Source organism: Pseudenhygromyxa sp. WMMC2535 (assembly GCF_011083025.2).
Genome location: NZ_JABJWV010000001.1, coordinates 6,905,688 through 6,924,101, shown reverse-complemented (window position 1 = coordinate 6,924,101; position 18,414 = coordinate 6,905,688). Strand labels below are relative to the sequence as shown.

The following is an 18,414-nucleotide window of genomic DNA, read 5'->3' as shown; positions in this document are numbered from 1 at the left end:
GAGGTCGAAGGTCCCCCACACTAGCCGCGGCGCAGGCGTGGCCAGGCTGGTGTCGGGAGGTGCTGGCGGGCGGCTGCGAGGGCGCTGGGGAGGGCGTCGGCGATGTCCATGGCGATGGTGCCGTCGGGGGCGGTGAGGTCGCCGGCCAGGCCGTGGATGTGGACGCCAGCGCAGGCGGCCGTCCAGGGGTCGAGGCCGCGGGCGAGCAGGGCTGCGATGGTGCCGGCGAGGACGTCTCCGGAGCCGGCGGTGGCGAGGGCTGGGCCGCCGGTGGTGCAGACTGCGAGGGTCTGTCGGCTGGTGGGGCTGGTGGGACTGGTGGGGCTGGCGACGAGGGTGCCGGCGCCCTTGAGGACGACGATGGTCTGTGTGCGCTCGGCGAGGCGCTCGGCGGCGCTGCGGCGGTCTGCCTGGACGCGGGCGTTGGTCCAGGTGTCGTCGTCTTCGAGGCGGGCGAGCAGGCGGGCGGCTTCGCCGGGGTGTGGGGTGAGGACCCTGGGCCCGGCGGCGGCTCCGGGGGTGAGGAGGTCGAGGGCGCCGGCGTCCCAGACCATGGGGCGCGCGTCTTCGCGGTTCATGGCCTGGATGTCGGCGCGGGCAGCTTCGCTGGGGTCGGTGAGACCGGGGCCGACGACGAGCACGCTGGCTGCGGGGACGCGGGCGGCGTCGGGGCCCTGGGCGATCATCAGCTCGGGGCGACGCTCGATCAGCATCGCGCGCAGCTCGGGGGTGTCGACGCCCAAGGTCGCGAGGCCGGCGCCTGCGCGCAGCGCTGCGGCGCCGGCGAGGATGGCCGCGCCAGGGGTGCCGCCGGTGCCTCCGAGCACGCCCACGTGGCCGCGCCGGCCCTTGTGTGCGGCCTCGGGCAAGGTCGCTAGGGCGGCGGCGACGGCCCGGGGTTCAATCAGCGCGAGCGTCGAGGGCGGGTGATCGGGATCGGCGACCAGCTGGATGTCTGCGACGACCACGGCGCCGGCGTGGTCGCGGGCGGGGGTGAGGTGCAGGCCGGGCTTGCTGCGCTGGAAGGTGACCGTGCGCGCGGCGGTGACGGCTCGGCCCGCCACGGCGCCGGTGTCCACGTCGATCCCGCTGGGCAAGTCCACGGCGACGACCACGAAGCGCGCGGGGTCGAGGGTCGAAAGCCACTCGACGGCCTCCGCGATGGCGCCACGCGGCGCGCCGTGGCTGCCGGTGCCCAGCATGGCGTCGACGATGACGCCGAGGGTGAGGCCCTCGGGCTGCGTGGGCCAGCGCGGCGCACAGGGGACGCCGTGGGCCGCGGCGAGGGTCCGCTGGGCCTCGGCGGCGGGGTTGCGTGACTCGGTGACCAACACGGCGCGCGCGTCCCAGCCACGCCCGTGCAGCTGCCTGGCCACGGCGAAGCCGTCGCCGCCGTTGTTGCCGGGGCCGCACAGGGCCAGCACGGGGATCCTGCGGGGGTCTACGCCGTGAGCGCGGGCCAGCGCGCGCGCGCTGGCCTCGACCTCCGCGCTCACGCACAGGGCGGCGCGCTCCATGAGCACCGGCGAGGGCATGCCCAGCGTGTCCATGGTGTGGCGATCGGCCGCCGCCGCGGCTGCGGCCGTCCACAGCTCGCCAGCCGCGGCCTCTCCCATTGGCTCGTCTGCACCCGCGCCGCCCCTACTCGCACCAGCGCGGTCGCCCTCCCCCGCGCTCACCCGACCTTGCTCGCGATCTCGACCAGCGCCTGATCGGCGATCTCATCGACGATCGCGGCGATCGCCCGCTCATCCTCGCCCTCGACCATCACCCGGAGCTTGGACTCGGTGCCCGAGTAGCGCACCACCACGCGCCCGGCGTCCGCGAGCCGAGCCTCCGCGGAGGCGATCGCGGCGCGGGTGTCGTCGAGCTCGGCCAGCGGGATCTTCTTGGGCACGACCACGCTGCGCGAGAGCTGGGGGTAGCGAGTCATGACCGCGGCGAGCTCCGCCAGCGACTTTTGCTCGCGGATCATCACGGCGAGCAAGAGCAGCGCCGAGACCAGGCCATCGCCGGTGGTCGAGTGATCCAGGCAGACGATGTGCCCGGACTGCTCGCCGCCGAGGTTGCAGCCGCGCTCGCGCATGGCCTCGACGACATAGCGGTCCCCGACCGGGGTGCGGTGCAGGCCGACGCCGACCTCGGCGAGGCTGCGCTCGAGGCCGATGTTGGACATGACGGTGGCGACCACGGTGCTGCCGCCCAGGGCCTCGCGGCGGGCCATGTCGCGGCCGACGATGGCCAGCAGCGCGTCACCGTCGACGATCTCGCCGCGGGCGTCGCAGACCACGGCCCGGTCGGCGTCGCCGTCGAGGGCGATGCCGATGTCCGCCCGGTACTCGCGGACCACGTGCGAGAGGTGCTCGGGGTGCATGGCCCCGACGCCGGCGTTGATGTTGGTGCCGTCGGGGGCGACCCCCGTGCGGACCACGTCGGCGCCGAGCTCGGCGAACACGGCCGGGGCGATCTTGTAGGCCGCCCCGTGGGCACAGTCGACGACCACGCGCAGACCGTCGAGCTCGAACTCCGCGGGCAGCACGTGCTTGACGTGGGTGATGTAGCGCCCGCCCGCGTCCTCGAGGCGGAAGGCCTTGCCGATGCTCTCGCCGTGGACCAGGCGCTCGTCGACGGCCCCGGGCTCCATCAGGGCCTCGATGTGGCTCTCGACGGCGTCGGGGAGCTTGAAGCCGTCGTTGGCGAAGAGCTTGAAGCCGTTGTCCTCGAAGGGGTTGTGGCTCGCCGAGATGACCACGCCGGCGTCGGCGCGCATGGACTTGGCGAGGTAGGCGACCCCGGGGGTGGGCAGCGGACCGGTGAGCATCACGTCGACCCCGAGGGCGCACAGGCCCGAGGCCAGGGCGTGCTCAAGCATGTAGCCGCTGCGCCGCGTGTCCTTGCCGACGACGACCTTGCCCTCGCGGCCAAAGTGCGCGGCCACGGCCATGCCGAAGCGCATCGCGACCTCGGGGGTCATGGGGTGGACGTTGGCGCGGCCGCGGATGCCGTCGGTCCCGAAGAGCTTGCGTGACTTGGCCACGAGCCCGACTATGCCCCACCGGCGCGGGCGGCCGAAAGTCGCGCTCAGCCCTTGCCGTCGGGGTCCAAGACCCCCTGGGGAGACACGCGCAGGCGGATCAGCGGCGGCTCCACGCTCACCCGCCGGCGCAGGGCCTCGGGCACCTCGTCCACCCAGGTGAAGCGCAGGCTCACGGGGATCGGCGCGCCGCGCCTGCGCGCCTCACCGACCTCGACCTCGACCTGCAGCGGCTCCTCGATCTCGGCGAGCTCGCGGATCGCCGAGCGCGGGCCGCGGAGGGTCAGGGCCTCTTGCTCGGGCAGGGCCAGGGCCTCGGCGAGCTCGGGCAGGGCCTCGCGCAGGGCCGGGCCGGTCTCGAGCTCGAGCGCGCGCTCGTCTTGGAGCAGCTCGAGCTCGACCTCGACCTGGACCACGGGATCCTCGTCGGTCGCCACCCCAACGAAGCCCAGGCCAGGGCCCGGGTCGAGCAGGGCCACCGAGGCGCTGAGATCGCTGCGCGCGCCGTCGAGGTCGACGACCTCGGTGTCGAGGGTCTCGATCGCCTCGAGCTTGGACAGGGGGCCGCGCACCGGCCAGCGCTCGGGGTCCACGCGCAGGCGCACGAGTTCGTAGTCGTCGTCGACCTCGCCCACGAAGGCGACCCGGACCGGCACCCGGCGCACGACCACCTCCTCGAAGCGCAGATCCACGGGGTCGTAGTCGAGATCGTCGAGGACCACGCCCTGAGGCATGACGATCGCCGCGGGATCGAGGGCCATGGGCCCGGGGTTGACCTCGCGCAGGTCGAGGAGCGCTGCGCCGAGGTCCTTGGCGTCGAGCTGGTTGATGTTCGCCCAGGGGCCGCGCAGGCTGACCTCGACCTTCTCGGGCAGCTGCGTGAGCAGCACGCGATCTGGGTCCTCGATCGCCCGCAGGGGGACGGTGAAGGTGCGCTCGATCTCGCCGCGGGTGACCACGAAGACGATCACGGCCAGGAAGAAGGCCATGATCTTCGTGCCCCAGTTCTCGGTGGCCGCGGCGACCAGCAGGCCGAAGACACGCGAGAGCGCGCTGGTCTCCTTCATGCCCGGCCGACCTCCGCGGGGCGCTTGCCCTCGGCGTGGCTGGCCGCGGGACCCTCGGCGCCCCCTGCCCCGACCGCCCCGACCGCCCCGACCTGGCTGGTGGCCGCGCGCGGCTCCTCCTTGCCCGCTGGCGGCTGCTCGATCCACGCCTCGATGTGCTCGGCGAGGCCGGCCGCGTCGAGCGGCTCGCTGATCACCCCCGCCTGGGCCACGCGGATCTCTCCGCGCTCCTCGGACAGGACGATCACCAGGGCGTCGCTGTCCTCGCTGACGCCGATCGCCCCGCGATGGCGGGTGCCAAAGCGAGGATCGAGGACCTGCTCGGTCAGCGGGCAGATCACCCCGGCGCGGTCGATGCGAAAGTCGCGGATCAGCACCGCGCCGTCGTGGGCCGTGTTGATCGAGTGCGGCACCATCAAGGCGATCAGTGTCTCGACCTCGAGGGGTGCGTCGATCTCCTTGCCGACGTCGCTGCAGATCTGGAGCACGTCGAACTCGCCCTCGAGGATGAAGAGCGCGCCGATCCGCGCCCGGGCCAGGCGCTCGCAGCCGAGCACCAGCTTCTCGACGGCGCTCGCGGCCGCGTCGTGGCTCGAGCCCGGCAAGAAGCGCTGGCCCATGCGGACCAGCATCCTGCGCAGCTCCTGGTGGAAGCCGACGATCAAGATGATGATCACGTACTCGAGGAAGTAGCGCAGCAGCAGGCCGGTGCCGACGATGTCGAGCTCCCGCGCGACCCAGCCTGCGGCGGCGAGCAGGGCCACGGAGACCAGCACCGGCACGGCCCGGGTACCCTTGAGCAGGCGCAAGATCGCGTAGGCGATGCCGTAGAGCAGGACGAAGTCGACGACGTCCCGCCAGGTCATCGCCGCCAGCAGGTCCGTGAAGTTCACCGCGCCCTCCCCTGCCCGTGCTCGGCCCAGCACGCAGCCACGGCCTCGCGCAGGCGCAGGGCCTCGATGGTCGCCTCGACGTCGTGGACCCGGACCAGGCCAGCGCCGCGCTCGGCCGCGAGCAAGGCCGCGGCCACGCTCAGCTGGCCGCGCTCTCGCGGCGCCTGCGAGGCCCCCGGGCACAGCCGCCCGAGGAAGCTCTTGCGGCTCGCGCCGATCAGCACGGGGCAGCCGGTGCGCGCGGCCAGCTCGGCGCTCGAGACCAGCAAGGCGGCGCTGTGCTCGGCCAGCTTGCCGAAGCCGAGGCCGGGATCCACGACGATCTGCCCGCGCTCGACGCCCGCCGCCTCGGCCGCGGCGACCGCCTCGGCGAGCTCCTCGGCGACCTCGCTGACCAGCGCCTCGAAGCGGATCGCGTGCTGCATCGTCGCTGGATCGCCGCCGCGCAGGTGGCTGATCACCAGGCCGGCCCCGGCCTCGGCGACGACCCCCGCCATCTCGGGATCCGCCAGGGTGCTGACGTCGTTGACGATCGCCGCGCCGGCTTCGAGGGCCGCCCGCGCCACGGCGGCGTGGCGGGTGTCGACGCTGATCGCCACCTCGGCCAGATCGGGCTGCGCGCGCAAGGCCGCGATCACCGGGACCACCCGCTCGATCTCTACGCCGACCTCGACCGGCGCCGAGCCAGGCCGCGTCGACTCCCCGCCGACATCGAGCACGTCCACCCCCGCCTCGACCCAGCGCCGACACTGCTCGACCACGGCCGCGAGCGCAGGGCGCTCGTTGCCCTGCTCGAGCCAGCGCCCGCCGTCGGAGAAGGAGTCCGGCGTGAGGTTGACGATCGCCATCACGCGGCAGCGATCGATGTCCAGGCTGCCCCTGGCGTGACGCCAGCGTCCGGCTCCGGCGGGTGCCCAGGAGCCCCCTGCCCCACCCTCGGTTTTCGCCCCCTCCGCGCCCGGCCGGCCGGCGTCCGCTGACCCCTCGGAGGACGCCAGCGACGCTGCCAAGCCGCGCTCGGAGCTACTTTGCATACTGCTTGGCGTCGATCCCGTAGCGACGCAGGAGCTTGTGCAGGTACTTGCGGTCCATGTCGACCTCGCGCGCGGCCCTGGAGATGTTGCCCCCAGCGCGGTCGAGGAGCCAGTGCAGATAGGCCTCCTCGAAGCGCTCGATGACCCGCTCTTTTTGCTCGCGGAAGGTCAGCGTCGGGTCGAAGGCCAGCGGACGCTGCGGCTCGTCGACGCTGCGCTGCTCGGCGGTGACCAGATCGATGACCCCGTCGGGGCTCAGGTAGGCGCTGCGCTCGACGACGTTGCGCAGCTCGCGGACATTGCCAGGCCAGTCGTAGCCGACGAGCCGCGCCATCGCGTCGGAGTTCGGCGCACGCCACATCCCCGGGGGCAGGCGCCGCGAGAACACCTCGATCAGCAGGGGGATGTCGTCACGACGCTCGCGCAGCGGCGGCAGCTCGCAGGCGACCACCGAGAGCCGAAAGTAGAGGTCCTCGCGGAAGTCGCCCGCGCTGACCATCTCGGTGAGATCGCGGCGGGTCGCGGCGATCACCCGGACGTCGACGTGGTGCTCCTCGGCGCCCCGACGAAAGCGTCGGTCCTCGATCACGCGCAGCAGCTTGGGCTGCACGTCGAGGGGGAGCTCGTCGATCTCGTGCAGGCAGAGCGTCCCGCCAGCCGCGAGCTCGAAGGCGCCGCGGCGTCGCGCCCCGTCCTCGGGCAGCTCACCAAAGAGCTCGACCTCGAGCTGCTCACCGCTCACGGCGCCGCAGTCGACGACCACGTAGGGCCGCATGCTCCGCAACGACGCGTCGTGGATCGCCCGCGCGAGCAGGTCCTTGCCAGTGCCGGTCTCGCCGCGCAGGAGCACCGTGACGTCCTTGTCAGCCACGCGCTCGAGCACGCCAAAGACCCGGCGCATGGCCAGGCTGCGCCCGATCACCGGGCCGAAGCGATCGGCCTCGCTGGGCAGCAGCTCGGCCCGCCGCTCGCGCGGTACGAAGCGCAGCTCGATCTTGCCCAGGCCGATCACGTCTCCGGGGGACAGCCACGCGTCGCTGATCTGCGCGCCGCCCACGAAGGTCCCGTTGGTCGAGCCCTTGTCGACGATGCGATAGCGCCCGTCCTCGCGGCGAATCTCCGCGTGGATACGGCTGACCGAGTCGTCCGGGAGCACGACCTCGCACTGCCGCGACTTGCCCAAGCTGATCGGGTCGTGGACCACGTCGACCTCGCGGCCGCGCAGCTCCCCCGACATGATCAGCAGACGAAAGCCACGATGACTCAGATCGGGCCCGTCATCGGCCACGACCGTCGAAGGAACTTGCTCATCGCTGCGCACCACCTCGGCGAAGCTAGCAAGGATGGCCGGGCTTCGAAACGCGAAGAGGGCCGACTCGACGTCGACCCTCCTCTCTTTCGATCGGCCCCTGTGGGCCTGTCTCACCCTCCCGAGCCCGGATCCCACTGTGCTCGACCGTGAGCGACGCTCACGGACGGCTTTTGCGTAGCCCACCACGGCTACTGGGAGACCGTCGTCGACTGGCGCGACGACGCCGGGCTGCTCGCGGTCAGATATAAAAATCGATGACCGCGACTCCTCGCTGGTCTTTGCCCTCATCGGAGCCAGCCCCCGGACGGGCGGGCTCCCGCCACTGCGGTGACTCGAGGGGGAGTTGAAGAACCGGCCGCTGCTCCTCGAAGCGCGGCAGGGGGTGGTGATCTCGGCGTCGGGTGGTGTTGGACCGGGCCATGGTGTCGGCTTCTTTGCTGCGGTCAGGTGTGACCACGCTGACTTTAGATGCAACTCCTAAACCAGTCGTGCGCTCGCTCGCTCGCGCGCTGGAGGGTGGGAATTCTCGCCCACTTGCGTGCGACGAAAAAATTCCCGACAGCGGCGAGCACGACATCGCTGTCGTGATCGAGGTGCGAGAACCGTCAGGCGTCGTGCTCATCAGCTGGCGAATTCATGCTAATCCGGCCAGCAGAAGCCGCAACCGTTGATTTTTCAGGTCACCGAGTGTTCTACATATCCCACAACGTAGTGGGAACCCTCACCCGGAATCGCGGCCATGTCCGCGAGATCATTAGAAATCGACGACGACCCAGCGATCTTTTTCGCGTTCTAGCCGCGCGAATTCACCGTCGCCGAGATCGAGAATAGCCTGGTGGGCATCCTGGCGGATGGTACCAGACAGATGCGCAGCGAGGCGATCTCGGGCCTCTTGTAGCACCTTGGCTTGCTCGCCATCTGTCCAGGCCTTCTCCAGATCTTCGGTCGAAAGACCCATGCGATAGCGGCGAGGCGCCAGGTCGAGCATCACGTCCCAACGCCCCTCACGACTCGCACGCACCAAGCTACGCAGGGCCTCGCGCGGCGTCGATTGTCCAAAGTAGACCGTGGGGTCGCTCGCAAAGCGCCAGCCCTTGTCGGTCCAGATGACCTCCAGGACCTCGTCGTTGCCCAGGTAGAGCAGCGCCTCGGGTCGGGCGCCGGTCGGCGAAGACAGACGCTCCCCCCACTCGGCCTCGTCGGCGAGCAGGGTCTCGTAGTCGAGGCGCGAGCGACTCGCCGGCAAGACCTTGGCCTCGATGTCCTCGTGCTCTTGGCGGCGGACCGCTTTGCCGAGGTCATCACAACTACGTACGAGCGCGCGCGCCTGACCGCCGCAGCCGGAGACTAGCCATGAAGCGGCAAGTAGGGTGGCCACGACCTTGGGGCTCATACGTAGATCCAAGCTCACTTCAGCCGTCCCCCTCGCCCGCATCTTCCTTGGGCTTGTCCTGGACGACCGCCGTGAACTTCGCCGAGCTGCGCACCGCTCCCTCGCACTCCACCCTACCCGAGAACTTGCCGATGCGACCAATCCGCTCGGCCTGGATGTGAATGTCGAGGACATCCCCGGGGACCACCGGCGCGCGGAATTTGGCCTCCTGGATGCCCATGAACAGGCACAGTTGGGTCTCGGGGTCGAAGGCGTCGGAGAGCTGCGCGAGCAGCACCGCGGCCTGGGCCATGGCCTCGACCTGGACCACCCCCGGGAGGATGGGCGTGCCGGGGAAGTGCCCCTGCAAGATCGGGTCGCTCATCGAGACCAGCTTGCGCGCGTGCAGGGTCTCCGAGGGTGTCCAGCTCACGACCCGATCAATGAACAAGAAGGGGTAGCGATGCGGGAGCATCGTCTGAATCTGAGTGATGTCGAGGGCCATCGCGCTGGCCCGGGAGCATACCCTACTTGTACTTCTTGTCGTAGCGCTTGATGACTTCGTTGGTCAGGTCGACGCCGTCGGCCACGTAGAGCACCGTGGTCTGATCGCGGATCAGCACCAGGTCGAGCTTGAAGTCCTTGGCCATCTCCTTGGCCAGGGACTGGCAGTTGGCGTACATCACCTCGAGGGTGCGGGCCTCCTGCTCGGCGAGCTCCTGCTGGAGCGTCATGTACATGCTCTGGAGCTCGTAGTAGTCGCGCTGGAGCTTCTCTTGGGCCTGGGCCAGCGCGTCCCCCTGGAGCTGGGCGAGCTTGGTCTGGTCCTGCTCGAGCTTCTGGCGGCGCTTGTCGAGCTTCTTTTGCTTCGAGGTCGACGCCGACTCGAGCTTCTGGCGGGCGCTCTTGCCCGCGGAGGTCTCGTTGAGGATCCGCTGCATGTCGACCACGGCGACCTTGCCGACGTCGGGGACCGCAGCCTCGGCGGTGCTGGACTCGACGAGCGCGGCGCCGGTGAACAGGGAGGTCGAGAGCAGGGCCACCCCGAGCAGGCGGCGGAGCTTGGCGGTGCGTACGTGGCTCATTTGAACTTCTTGTCGTAAGCGACGATCACCTTGTTGGTGACGTCGAGCTGGGGGTTGGCGTAGAGGACCGTGAGCTCCGAGCGCACCATGACAATCTGGATGCCCTCTTCCTTGGCCATGGCCTTCACGATCGCCGCCGTGTTCTTGTAGATCTTCTCCATCAGCAGCTCTTCCTTCTTGAGCAGGTCTTCCTGCTCCTCCTGGTAGAGCTGCTGAAGCTCGAGCTCGGCCGCCTGGAGCTCCTGAGAGCGGCGCATGAGCTCGGCCTCCGAGAGCATCGCGGCCTTGGCTTGGAGGTCGTCGAACTTGCTCTGGAGGTCCTTGGCCTTGCGCTCGAGCTTGGCCCCGCTCTTGGCGATGGCCGACTCGAGGTTCTTCTTGGCCTTCTTGCCCTGGGTGGTCTCGAGCAGCACGCGCTGGAGATCGACCAGGGCGATCTTCTTGGTTTGCGGGACCGCAGCCGCTGCGGTGACCGGGGCCAGCATGGTCGCGCTCACGCCCAGGGCGGAGACAGCGAGGGTGCTGGCCAGGAGCAAGGACCGGGTTCGCAGACGCATGATCGGAGCGGACATACCTGGGGTCGCTGGTTCGGGCAAGCCGACGCGCTCTACGACGGGCGAGGCACGACCTCGATTCAAGGTCACGGTCGGCGGCCGAGAGCAAACTTCGTGCGCTGGTTCCGCTTTCGCCCCAGTCGCCAGAACAGCTCTGCCCGCGCCGTGAGCCAGCTCAGGGCTCTTCGCCCTCTGCCTCGGTCCCGGTCGTGGCCTGGGGCGCGGCCCGGGGCTCACGGCGATGCGCGAGCGCAGCTTCTGCCGCGGCCTCCCAGCCTTGCGCGCTCGACTGCACGTAGCGCCGCCTCGGCAGGTGGTCGCGCAGCGGCTCGGGGAGGTAGCTGTGATGGCGCGAATCCACGTTTCCCTCGAGATCGTGGGGGTAGCGGTAGCCCTGGCCGTAGCCCGACTGCTTCATCAGCTTGCTGACGGCGTTGCGGATCTCCAGAGGCACCGGCAGCGGGCCGCGCCGGCGGATCTCCTTGCGCGCGGCGAAGTAGGCCTTGATCGTGGCGTTACTCTTGGCCGCCAAGGACAGATAGACCGCGGCCTGGGTCAAGGGCAGCACGGCCTCGGGCATGCCCACGAAGCGCGCCGAATCGGCGGCGGCCTGGGCGACCACCAAGCCCTGCGGATCGGCGTTCCCCACGTCCTCGGCCGCGAAGATCACCAGCCGCCTGGCGACGAACTCGAGCGGCTCGCCGGCCTCGAGCATGCGCGCCATCCAGTAGACCGCGGCGTCGGGGTCGCTAGCTCGCATGCTCTTGATGAACGCGGAGGTCACGTTGTAGTGCTCCTCGCCGTCGCGGTCGTAGCGGAGCGTGGACTGGCCCAGGGCCTCGGCGACGAGCTCGGGGGTCAGCGCGGGGCCACGGGGCGCTTCGTCTGCTGCCTGACCATCTTGCTCCTCCCCTTCCCCTTCTTCCCCCTCGACGTCGGGGTCGGCGGGCGCGTCTTCGTCTTCTTCGAGCTCGGGATCCTCCTCGAGATCCGGCACCAGATCGACGGCCAGCTCGAGGCTGTTGAGGGCCCGGCGCGCGTCGCCCTGAGACGCCAGGGCGATCGCCCCCAAGAGCCGATCTTCGGCCTGCACCCCGCGCGCCCCCAGGCCACGATCGGGATCTTCGAGGGCCCGGCGCAGCAGCGCGACGAGCTGCCCCAGGCCCAGAGGACGCAGCTGCAAGACGCGGGCGCGGCTGAGCAGGGCGGCGTTGACCTCGAAGCTGGGGTTCTCCGTGGTCGCGCCGATCAGCCGGCACACCCCGGCCTCGACATGAGGCAAGAGCGCGTCTTGCTGGGCCTTGTTGAAGCGGTGGATCTCGTCGACGAAGAGCAGCGTGGCCCGGGACTCGTAGTCGCGGCGGCGACGGGCTCGCTCGATGATCGCCCGCAGCTCGCGGACCCCAGCTTCGGTCGCCGACACGGTCTCGAACACCGCTCCGGTGCCCGCGGCGATCACCCGCGCGAGGGTCGTCTTGCCGGTCCCCGGCGGGCCCCAGAAGATCATGCTCGGCACTCGGTCGCTCTCGACCACGCGGCGAAGCAGCCGACCGGGCGCGGTGAGGTGCTCTTGGCCCACGCACTCGTCGAGGCTCCGCGGACGCATGCGCTCCGCCAGAGGGGCGAACGCGGGGTCGCTCGCCCGTGCACGAGCGAACAGGTCTTCGTCTTCGACGGCCATGGACGCGAGCGGATCGATAGCAGATCACCGCGCCCGCGCCGACTGGGGGGCGAGCGCCCCTCCCTTGTCTGCCCTTTGGGCCGCCGCTACCCTCCGCCCCATGTTCCGCGCCAGGTGGCTCCGCACGCTCACGCTCTCCTCGCTCCTGCTCGGCGCCGCCCTCCCCCTCGGCGCCTGCAACAAGGGTGATCTCGTTGCGACCAGCGTCCCGGCCGAGGGCGTCTCGCTGCGCTACGACCTCGCCCCCGGCGCGACCCTCGACGGCACCGTCAGCCGCCGCGAGACGCTCAGCTCGCGCGGCGCGCAGATGACCCGCTCTCTGGCCTTCACCGTCCAGCTAGTCGTGCAGAGCCTCGACGAGAAGGGCAACGCCCTGGTCGCGGCGACCATCGACAACATCGAGATCGACTGGAACATGCCCAACATGCCGATCTCCATGGCGGAGTTCAACGCCCAGTCCAAGCAGCGGCTCGAGGGCGCGACGATCCGCTTCTTCGTCGATCCCAGCGGCCGGGTCTTCGACGTCCCCGCGCCCCCGCCCGACCTCCAGGAGGCCGAGGCCCAGGTGCTCGAGGGCGTGCTCGAGGGCCTGACCTCCGCCTTCTTCGTGGTCCCCGAGGACCAGCTCGGCGCCGGCGAGACGTGGGAGAACGACGACACCCGTGGCCGCGAGGGCAAGCTCGGCAAGTACATCGTCGACAACGTCCGCGGCCAGCTCGAGGGTCTCTACCAGCACCGCGAGACCAACCAGCGCCTCGCCAAGCTGATCATCGACCGCGACCGCACCGAGACCACCACCACCAAGGACGGCTCGAGCGAGATCCGCGTGCGCGAGGCGACCAGCGTGCTCTTCGACGTCGACGCCAAGTACATGAGCGCGATCGAGAGCAAGATGACCCGCAGCCAGGGCGCGACGACCACCAGCGTGCGCTTCCAGGCCGACTGGACGCGCTCGGTGGCGGGCAAGAGCCCCGGCGGCGCTGCGGTGGCCCCCGCCGAGGGCGCCGACGTCCAACAGATCGCGGATCCTTGCAGCGACGACTACGTCGGGCCCGAGGACTGCGCGGATCCTTGCAGCGTCAACTACATGGGTGACGAGGCCTGCGACGAGGGCGAAGGCGACGCGGCCAGCACCGATGAGGCCGGTGGGGCCGGTGAGGCCGGTGAGGCCGCCGAAGACGACGCTGGCGAGGACAGCGACGCCGCTGCCGAAGACGACGCTGGCGAGGACAGCGACGCCGCCGCGGGCGGCTGAGCGACGCGCCCAACCTGCGCGCCCCTGCCTCGACGCGGGGGCGCTCCACTCGTCTGGCGGCCGCTCAGCGCTCTCGCTCGCGCTCGTCGATCTCCGCCAAGAACCCCCCCAGACGCCGCGTGAGCTCGTCGGGATACTCGGCAGGCAAGGCGTGGGTCGCCTCGTCGAGGACCTCCCAGCGCGCCCCGGGGATCGCAAAGGCCATCTCGCGCAGGCGATCCACCGGCACGAAGTCATCGCGGGCCCCCGCGACCACCATGGTCGGGACGTCGATCTCTGCGAGCACGTCGTCCCCACAGTGGCGCTGGGCCTGCTCGAGCATCGCCAGGAAGAGCTCGGGGTTGATCGCCGCCATGCCGCGCAGATAGAGCTCGAAGTCGCGGCTGTCGATGCGATCGCGGTTGACCTCGAAGCGCAGGCCAAAGTCGAAGGCCTGGCGACTGGGCAGGATCGAGCGCCACAACCTGGTGGTGGCCTCGCTGGCGATCGACGCCGCGGCGACCACCAGAGGCAGCGCGAACCCAAAGGCGTTGGTCCCCCGGAAGGAATTCAGCGGCTGCCCCGGCGGCCCCGCCAGGGAGATCAGCCCAGCGGTGCGCAGGTGGTGGCGCCTGTAGAACTCCACGGACACCTGAAAGCCCATGGAGAAGCCCAGCACGACCACGCGGTCGAGGCCGAGCTGATCACAGCAGGCCGCCGCGTCGTCGGCGAGCACGTGCATGCCCAAGCGCCACGGCCGCGGCGGGCTCGGGGACTTGCCATGACCGCGGTAGTGCATCAGCACGACCTGGCGGTCTGCCGCCAGCTTTGGCGCCAGGCGACGGAAGGCCCAGCCCGCGCAGCCGATCCCGTCGAGGATCAGCAGCGGAGGCCCGACCGCCTCCCCCTCCGCACGGCGGGCACGCAGCGAGCGGACGTAGAGCCGCGCGCCGTCGTCGCGCAGGATCCAATGGCGCTCGACCAGCGGTCGGCGAGCCCGGCCCTGGCCGTCGATTTCCGCGCTTTTCAGGGTTCGAGCCGCTGGCTCGGTCTGCGCGGTGTCAGAGACGGAGCCGGCCTTGGGACCGGACACGCGCGCCTCCGTGCCCCTCAGTCGTCGTTCTTACCGCGGACGTCATCTTCCATGTCGTCCTCGATATCATTGACGCTGGGGAACTTCATGATCTCACGCCGGGCCAGCTTCCAGGCCTTCTGGACGATCCACGAGAGAGAGCGATCCTGTCGGGTCGCCTCGTGCTGAATCTCTTTCAGCATCTCTTCGGGGAAGTAGAGGCTCTGCTTGCGCTTATCGGAGCTGGCCATCCGTCAAATATCTCCCGTGTCTGGGATGAGACGCGAAACGGTAGGATAAGGTGGGATCACAGTCAACCGTTTACCACGATGTCGTGCGAATCGGCCCATGTGGGGCCATGACCGGAGGATCTGCGACCCCTACGAAGAGGTGGGTACGCGTCCAAGCTGAAACCTCCGCGCTGACTCGGCGAATACTCGGCACCGGCGACGTTCTACCGACACGCGACCACATGGGGGACGTATTTCCCTTGTCTGTCGAGCGCTCGACCGGCTACTCTCCCGCCCCCGGGTCTCTCGGGCAAGGCCGAAAGGACGGTTTTCGCCGATGACGTCCTCCCATTTGAGCGACAAGCAACTCCTGAAGTTCAAGGGCCTCCTGCTCGAGAAGCGCCAGCGCCTCTTCGAGCACGCCCACGAGACCTTGGCCAACGAGATGGTCCTCTCTCCCGACGATCGCTTCGACGAGGTCGATCAGGCGTCGAGTGAGTACATGCAGGCCTTCTCGTTTCGACTGCGTGGCCGCGAGCGCCACCTGATGAACAAGATCGAGATCGCCCTGCGCAAGATCGACGAAGGCACCTACGGTGTCTGCGAAGAGTGCGAAGAGCCGATCTCGACCAAGCGCCTCGAGGCGCGCCCCGAAGCCCCCTTGTGTATCCAGTGCAAGGAGGCCCAGGAAAAAGAAGAAGCAGTCTACGCCGACTGAGCCTGCTCGCGGCGAGCCCCGCTGCGCCCCGCTGCGTTCGCCTCCTGGGCGAGCGCGAGCGCGCCCGCGTCAGTGGCGGCACCCCCGAGCACTCCCCTCCTCCCCCTTCGGCGCACTTGGCTGGAGGCTCGACCCCTGGCGGGCTGCGGGCTTCCTTGGTAGCCATTGCCCCTCCAGGTCATGCATCCGATCCTCTTCGAAATTGGTGAAGGCTCCCCGGTCGCGGCTTACGGTCTGTTCTTGGCCGTGGCGATGGTCATGGGCTGGGTCCTGAGCTTGCGCCTGGCCAAGCTCGACAAACTCCCGGCAGATCTCCTCGGCACGGCCTACGTGCTCTCCGTCGGCGGCGGGCTGTTGGTGGCGCGGCTGATGTGGCTGTTCTCCAACGGCCGCGGCGGCGATCTCAGCGAGCTGATCAGCCTCCAGGGCGGCGAGCTGCTCGGCTTTGGCGGCGTGCTGGCTGCGCTGATCATCGCGGGGCTCTTTTGTCAGGCCCGCAAGATCCCCACCTGGGCCTGGCTCGACGCCGCGGCCCCGGCCTTTTTGATCGGCGTGGTCATCGAGCGCATCGGCGCCTTCTTGGCTGGCGCCGAGTTTGGGCACTACGTCGACCCCAGCTTCTTCATGGCCGTGCGCTTCCCGGCCGAGTCCCCGGTCTACGCCCTGCACCACAGCGAACTCGCGGGCCTCGGGGTTCCGGCCGAGCACTCCTTGCCGGTGCACCCCTCGCAGCTCTACGCCGCCGTCGCGGCCGTGATCGGCGTGGTGATCGCCTTTGCGATCCGCAAGCGTCGCCAGTACTCGGGCCAGGTCGCTCTCTTCGCCCTCGCCTACTTCACCATCGTCCGCTACCTCATCGAGGATCCCTTCCGCTGGGACAGCACGCCGCCGATCCTCGGCCCCGTCACCTTGGGCCAGGTCACCGCCGTGGCGGTCGTCGGGGTCGTGATCGCGGCGCACTACAGCCGCCTGCAAAAGGCCACCGAGGACCCCAAGGGCTTGCAGCAGTGGCTGGGTGGCCCGTGGACCCCCGGCTGGGACGATGGCAAGAAGAAGAAAAAGAAGAAGAAGAAGAAAAAGAAGAGCGCCGCCAAGGCCAAGCCTGCCGAGACCAAGTCTTCCGAGACCAAGTCTTCCGACGCCAAGTCGGACGACTGAGCGCCTCGATGGGCTCAGCAGCCACGACATGGCCGAGCCCACGCCCGTCTTGCTCCTCCATGGTGCCCTGCGCTCGTCGCTGGGCATGAAGCCGACCGCGCGCTTCTTGAACCAGCGCGGCTTCGAGGCCCGCGCCCTCGGCTACCCGACCCGGCGCGACGATCTCGACGGCCACGCCGCTCGCCTCGAGGCCACGCTCCACACCTGGCTCGCCGGGCGCGAGCTCGAGATCCTCGGCCTGCTCACCCACAGCATGGGCGGCCTGGTCGCGCGGGCCCTGCTCGCGCGCGAGGGCGTGCGTCGCCTGGCCGCTCGCCAGCGCCTGGTCATGCTCGCGCCCCCCAACCGCGGCTCGACCCTGGCCGTCCAAAACCGCGACTTCGTGCCATTTCAGTGGCTCTATGGCCGCGCCGCGGGCGAACTCCAGCCTGCGCGTGCCGAGGCCCTCGATCCGCCGCCGCCGAGCTGCGAGACCCTGATCTTGATCGGCGGCACGGGGGACGGGCGCGGCTACAACCCACGCATCTCGGGTGACGACGATGGCGTGGTCGCGAGCGCCGAGACCGGGCTCCCTGGCCTGGAGCCAGAGTTTGTCGGTGGCCTGCACTCGACCTTGCAGTGGCGGCCAGCAGTGCTCGAGCGCGCGGCGAGCTTTCTGGCCGCGGGTTGCTAGTCGGTGCCAGCTCGGCCGCCGCTTGACGTGACTGGGTGGCCGCCGTAGGGCTGAGTCCAGCCTCATGCGCTTCGAGACCTCGCGCGACTACGCCCACCCGCACCGGCCCCTGCCCCTGCGCGCCCTCAACTCGCTGCCCTTCGGCAAGCGGCTGGAGGTCGACGCCCTGCTCGCCGCGGCCCGGCGCGCGGCCAAGCTCGAGGAGCTCGCCGAGCCGCTCGCGCTCGAGTTCCTCGCCCAGCTCGTCGCCTCGCTCGAGCGCGAGGCCTCGCTGACCACGACGGGGCGGCTGCTGACCGCGACCAACGCCCGCACCAACTTGATCGTCAACCTGCGCGCGGCGGCCTGGGCCGAGCGCAGCCCGATCTTCGCCACCCTCCCCCTGGCCCGGCCGATCATGATCTGCGGCCTCGCGCGCAGCGGCACGACCTTGCTGCAGCGCCTGCTCGCCCAGCTCCCGGGGGCCCGCGCGCTGGCGACCTGGGAGGCCATCGAGCCGATCCCCCCCCTCGACTGGCGGCCGCCCGCGTCCACCCCCTCGGACGCCCGGATCCGCAAGGCCAGGGGCGCCGAGACCTTCCTGCGCTGGCTCAGCCCCGACCTCTTCGCCGCCCACCCCATGGACGCCCTCGCCCCCGAGGAAGAGGTCATGCTCCTCGACAAGCTGTTCATGAGCAGCGTGGCCGAGACCAGCTACCACGTGCCCAGCTTCGCGCGCTGGCTCGAGGGCCAGGACCGCACCCCCGCCTACCGCTGGCTCGCGCGCTGCCTCCGGCACCTCCAGACCCAGCGCGGGGGCGACTTTTGGGTGCTCAAGTCGCCCCACCACCTCGAGCACCTCGACACGGTCTTCGAGGTCTTCCCCGAGATCACCGTCATCCAGACCCACCGCGATCCCAGCGAGACCGTGCCCTCGTTTTGCAGCCTGGTCGCCCACGGCTGGGGGGTGATGAGCGACCGCGTCGACCCCCGCGAGGTCGGCCGGCACTGGTCCCGCAAGATCGAGCGCATGCTCGCGCGCGCCATGGCCACCCGCGACGCCCGCGACGATCGCAGCTTCGTCGACGTGTTCTACCGCGACCTGCTCGACGACCCCCTGGCCGTGGTCGAGCGCCTCTGCGCCCAGCTCGAGCTGCCCTGGGACGAGGGGATCCGCGCCAAGCTCGCGACCTGGCTCGAGTCGCACCGCCAGCACGAGCACGGCCTGCACCGCTACGCCGCCGAGGACTTCGGCCTGCGCCGCGACGATCTCGACGCTCGCTTCGCGGGCTACCGCCAGCGCTTCGAGCTCGGCTGA

The 18,414-nt window shown here is 70.2% G+C and carries 20 protein-coding genes; 6 read left to right on the top strand and 14 right to left on the bottom strand.

Features of this window, described 5'->3' with window-relative positions:
- Positions 1 to 20: 20 nt before the first annotated feature.
- From G6O69_RS26910 to G6O69_RS26880, 7 genes are all read right to left on the bottom strand, one after another.
- A complete protein-coding gene (locus G6O69_RS26910; RefSeq protein ID WP_172306367.1) occupies positions 21 to 1,616 on the bottom strand; it encodes an NAD(P)H-hydrate dehydratase in 1,596 nt (531 codons plus the stop codon).
- Positions 1,617 to 1,675: 59 nt separating this feature from the next.
- Positions 1,676 to 3,037, bottom strand: coding sequence for a phosphoglucosamine mutase (gene glmM / locus G6O69_RS26905; protein ID WP_172306366.1), 1,362 nt, complete (start codon positions 3,035 to 3,037; stop codon positions 1,676 to 1,678).
- Between the two features lie 44 nt (positions 3,038 to 3,081).
- Positions 3,082 to 4,101, bottom strand: coding sequence for a CdaR family protein (locus tag G6O69_RS26900; protein ID WP_172306365.1), 1,020 nt, complete (start codon positions 4,099 to 4,101; stop codon positions 3,082 to 3,084).
- Complete coding sequence (locus tag G6O69_RS26895; protein ID WP_217909917.1) at positions 4,098 to 5,027, bottom strand: diadenylate cyclase; 930 nt, start codon at positions 5,025 to 5,027, stop codon at positions 4,098 to 4,100. Before G6O69_RS26895 ends, G6O69_RS26900 begins: the two co-directional genes overlap by 4 nt.
- Positions 4,991 to 6,004, bottom strand: coding sequence for a dihydropteroate synthase (gene folP, locus G6O69_RS26890; protein WP_255215888.1), 1,014 nt, complete (start codon positions 6,002 to 6,004; stop codon positions 4,991 to 4,993). The genes G6O69_RS26895 and folP overlap by 37 nt, the downstream gene beginning before the upstream one ends.
- A gap of 13 nt (positions 6,005 to 6,017) precedes the next feature.
- Positions 6,018 to 7,352, bottom strand: a complete 1,335-nt coding sequence (locus tag G6O69_RS26885; protein ID WP_346017086.1) for a sigma 54-interacting transcriptional regulator — start codon at positions 7,350 to 7,352, stop codon at positions 6,018 to 6,020.
- Positions 7,353 to 7,578: 226 nt separating this feature from the next.
- Complete coding sequence (locus tag G6O69_RS26880; protein ID WP_176397108.1) at positions 7,579 to 7,761, bottom strand: hypothetical protein; 183 nt, start codon at positions 7,759 to 7,761, stop codon at positions 7,579 to 7,581.
- Between G6O69_RS26880 and G6O69_RS26875 the strand changes: the two genes are divergently transcribed.
- A complete protein-coding gene (locus G6O69_RS26875; RefSeq protein WP_176397107.1) occupies positions 7,760 to 8,011 on the top strand; it encodes a hypothetical protein in 252 nt (83 codons plus the stop codon). The two genes, G6O69_RS26880 and G6O69_RS26875, sit on opposite strands and share 2 nt — an antisense overlap.
- A gap of 83 nt (positions 8,012 to 8,094) precedes the next feature.
- Here G6O69_RS26875 and G6O69_RS26870 read toward each other — a convergent pair whose 3' ends face one another.
- The 5 genes from G6O69_RS26870 to G6O69_RS26850 all read right to left on the bottom strand — a co-directional run bounded on the left by G6O69_RS26870 (position 8,095) and on the right by G6O69_RS26850 (position 12,032).
- Positions 8,095 to 8,733, bottom strand: coding sequence for a hypothetical protein (locus G6O69_RS26870; protein ID WP_176397106.1), 639 nt, complete (start codon positions 8,731 to 8,733; stop codon positions 8,095 to 8,097).
- Positions 8,734 to 8,752: 19 nt separating this feature from the next.
- Entirely contained in the window at positions 8,753 to 9,217 is a 465-nt protein-coding gene (gene fabZ, locus G6O69_RS26865) for a 3-hydroxyacyl-ACP dehydratase FabZ (protein WP_172306360.1), read from the bottom strand.
- Positions 9,218 to 9,239: 22 nt separating this feature from the next.
- Positions 9,240 to 9,797 carry an OmpH family outer membrane protein gene (locus G6O69_RS26860; protein WP_172306359.1) on the bottom strand — a complete coding sequence of 186 codons (558 nt, stop codon included), beginning with the start codon at positions 9,795 to 9,797 and terminating at the stop codon, positions 9,240 to 9,242.
- Positions 9,794 to 10,354, bottom strand: coding sequence for an OmpH family outer membrane protein (locus G6O69_RS26855; RefSeq protein WP_172306358.1), 561 nt, complete (start codon positions 10,352 to 10,354; stop codon positions 9,794 to 9,796). Before G6O69_RS26855 ends, G6O69_RS26860 begins: the two co-directional genes overlap by 4 nt.
- 172 nt (positions 10,355 to 10,526) lie before the next feature.
- Positions 10,527 to 12,032, bottom strand: coding sequence for a replication-associated recombination protein A (locus G6O69_RS26850; RefSeq protein ID WP_172306357.1), 1,506 nt, complete (start codon positions 12,030 to 12,032; stop codon positions 10,527 to 10,529).
- Between the two features lie 100 nt (positions 12,033 to 12,132).
- Here G6O69_RS26850 and G6O69_RS26845 point away from each other — a divergent pair, with 100 nt between their 5' ends.
- A complete protein-coding gene (locus G6O69_RS26845; RefSeq protein ID WP_172306356.1) occupies positions 12,133 to 13,287 on the top strand; it encodes a hypothetical protein in 1,155 nt (384 codons plus the stop codon).
- Positions 13,288 to 13,351: 64 nt separating this feature from the next.
- Here the strand turns inward: G6O69_RS26845 and G6O69_RS26840 are convergent, their stop codons facing one another.
- Positions 13,352 to 14,359, bottom strand: a complete 1,008-nt coding sequence (locus G6O69_RS26840) for an alpha/beta hydrolase (protein ID WP_172306355.1) — start codon at positions 14,357 to 14,359, stop codon at positions 13,352 to 13,354.
- Positions 14,360 to 14,376: 17 nt separating this feature from the next.
- Positions 14,377 to 14,589, bottom strand: coding sequence for a TIGR04563 family protein (locus G6O69_RS26835; protein ID WP_172306354.1), 213 nt, complete (start codon positions 14,587 to 14,589; stop codon positions 14,377 to 14,379).
- Positions 14,590 to 14,920: 331 nt separating this feature from the next.
- Here G6O69_RS26835 and G6O69_RS26830 point away from each other — a divergent pair, with 331 nt between their 5' ends.
- The 4 genes from G6O69_RS26830 to G6O69_RS26815 all read left to right on the top strand — a co-directional run bounded on the left by G6O69_RS26830 (position 14,921) and on the right by G6O69_RS26815 (position 18,414).
- Positions 14,921 to 15,286: a TraR/DksA C4-type zinc finger protein gene (locus G6O69_RS26830; protein WP_172308336.1), complete on the top strand. Its 366-nt coding sequence runs from the start codon at positions 14,921 to 14,923 to the stop codon at positions 15,284 to 15,286.
- 180 nt (positions 15,287 to 15,466) lie between these two features.
- Positions 15,467 to 16,444 carry a prolipoprotein diacylglyceryl transferase family protein gene (locus tag G6O69_RS26825; protein WP_172306353.1) on the top strand — a complete coding sequence of 326 codons (978 nt, stop codon included), beginning with the start codon at positions 15,467 to 15,469 and terminating at the stop codon, positions 16,442 to 16,444.
- A gap of 28 nt (positions 16,445 to 16,472) precedes the next feature.
- A complete protein-coding gene (locus G6O69_RS26820) occupies positions 16,473 to 17,117 on the top strand; it encodes a hypothetical protein (RefSeq protein WP_172306352.1) in 645 nt (214 codons plus the stop codon).
- A 64-nt stretch (positions 17,118 to 17,181) separates the two neighbouring features.
- A complete protein-coding gene (locus G6O69_RS26815) occupies positions 17,182 to 18,414 on the top strand; it encodes a sulfotransferase (protein ID WP_172306351.1) in 1,233 nt (410 codons plus the stop codon).

Bases quoted from the DNA above. Each gene is read 5' to 3' on its own strand.
- G6O69_RS26910 (WP_172306367.1), bottom strand. From the start codon at position 1,616: ATGGGAGAGGCCGCGGCTGGCGAGCTGTGGACGGCCGCAGCCGCGGCG.
- G6O69_RS26900 (WP_172306365.1), bottom strand. From the start codon at position 4,101: ATGAAGGAGACCAGCGCGCTCTCGCGTGTCTTCGGCCTGCTGGTCGCC.
- G6O69_RS26875 (WP_176397107.1), top strand. From the start codon at position 7,760: ATGGTGTCGGCTTCTTTGCTGCGGTCAGGTGTGACCACGCTGACTTTA.
- G6O69_RS26880 (WP_176397108.1), bottom strand. From the start codon at position 7,761: ATGGCCCGGTCCAACACCACCCGACGCCGAGATCACCACCCCCTGCCG.
- G6O69_RS26870 (WP_176397106.1), bottom strand. From the start codon at position 8,733: ATGAGCCCCAAGGTCGTGGCCACCCTACTTGCCGCTTCATGGCTAGTC.
- fabZ (WP_172306360.1), bottom strand. From the start codon at position 9,217: ATGGCCCTCGACATCACTCAGATTCAGACGATGCTCCCGCATCGCTAC.
- G6O69_RS26860 (WP_172306359.1), bottom strand. From the start codon at position 9,797: ATGAGCCACGTACGCACCGCCAAGCTCCGCCGCCTGCTCGGGGTGGCC.
- G6O69_RS26855 (WP_172306358.1), bottom strand. From the start codon at position 10,354: ATGCGTCTGCGAACCCGGTCCTTGCTCCTGGCCAGCACCCTCGCTGTC.
- G6O69_RS26850 (WP_172306357.1), bottom strand. From the start codon at position 12,032: ATGGCCGTCGAAGACGAAGACCTGTTCGCTCGTGCACGGGCGAGCGAC.
- G6O69_RS26845 (WP_172306356.1), top strand. From the start codon at position 12,133: ATGTTCCGCGCCAGGTGGCTCCGCACGCTCACGCTCTCCTCGCTCCTG.
- G6O69_RS26835 (WP_172306354.1), bottom strand. From the start codon at position 14,589: ATGGCCAGCTCCGATAAGCGCAAGCAGAGCCTCTACTTCCCCGAAGAG.
- G6O69_RS26825 (WP_172306353.1), top strand. From the start codon at position 15,467: ATGCATCCGATCCTCTTCGAAATTGGTGAAGGCTCCCCGGTCGCGGCT.
- G6O69_RS26820 (WP_172306352.1), top strand. From the start codon at position 16,473: ATGGCCGAGCCCACGCCCGTCTTGCTCCTCCATGGTGCCCTGCGCTCG.
- G6O69_RS26815 (WP_172306351.1), top strand. From the start codon at position 17,182: ATGCGCTTCGAGACCTCGCGCGACTACGCCCACCCGCACCGGCCCCTG.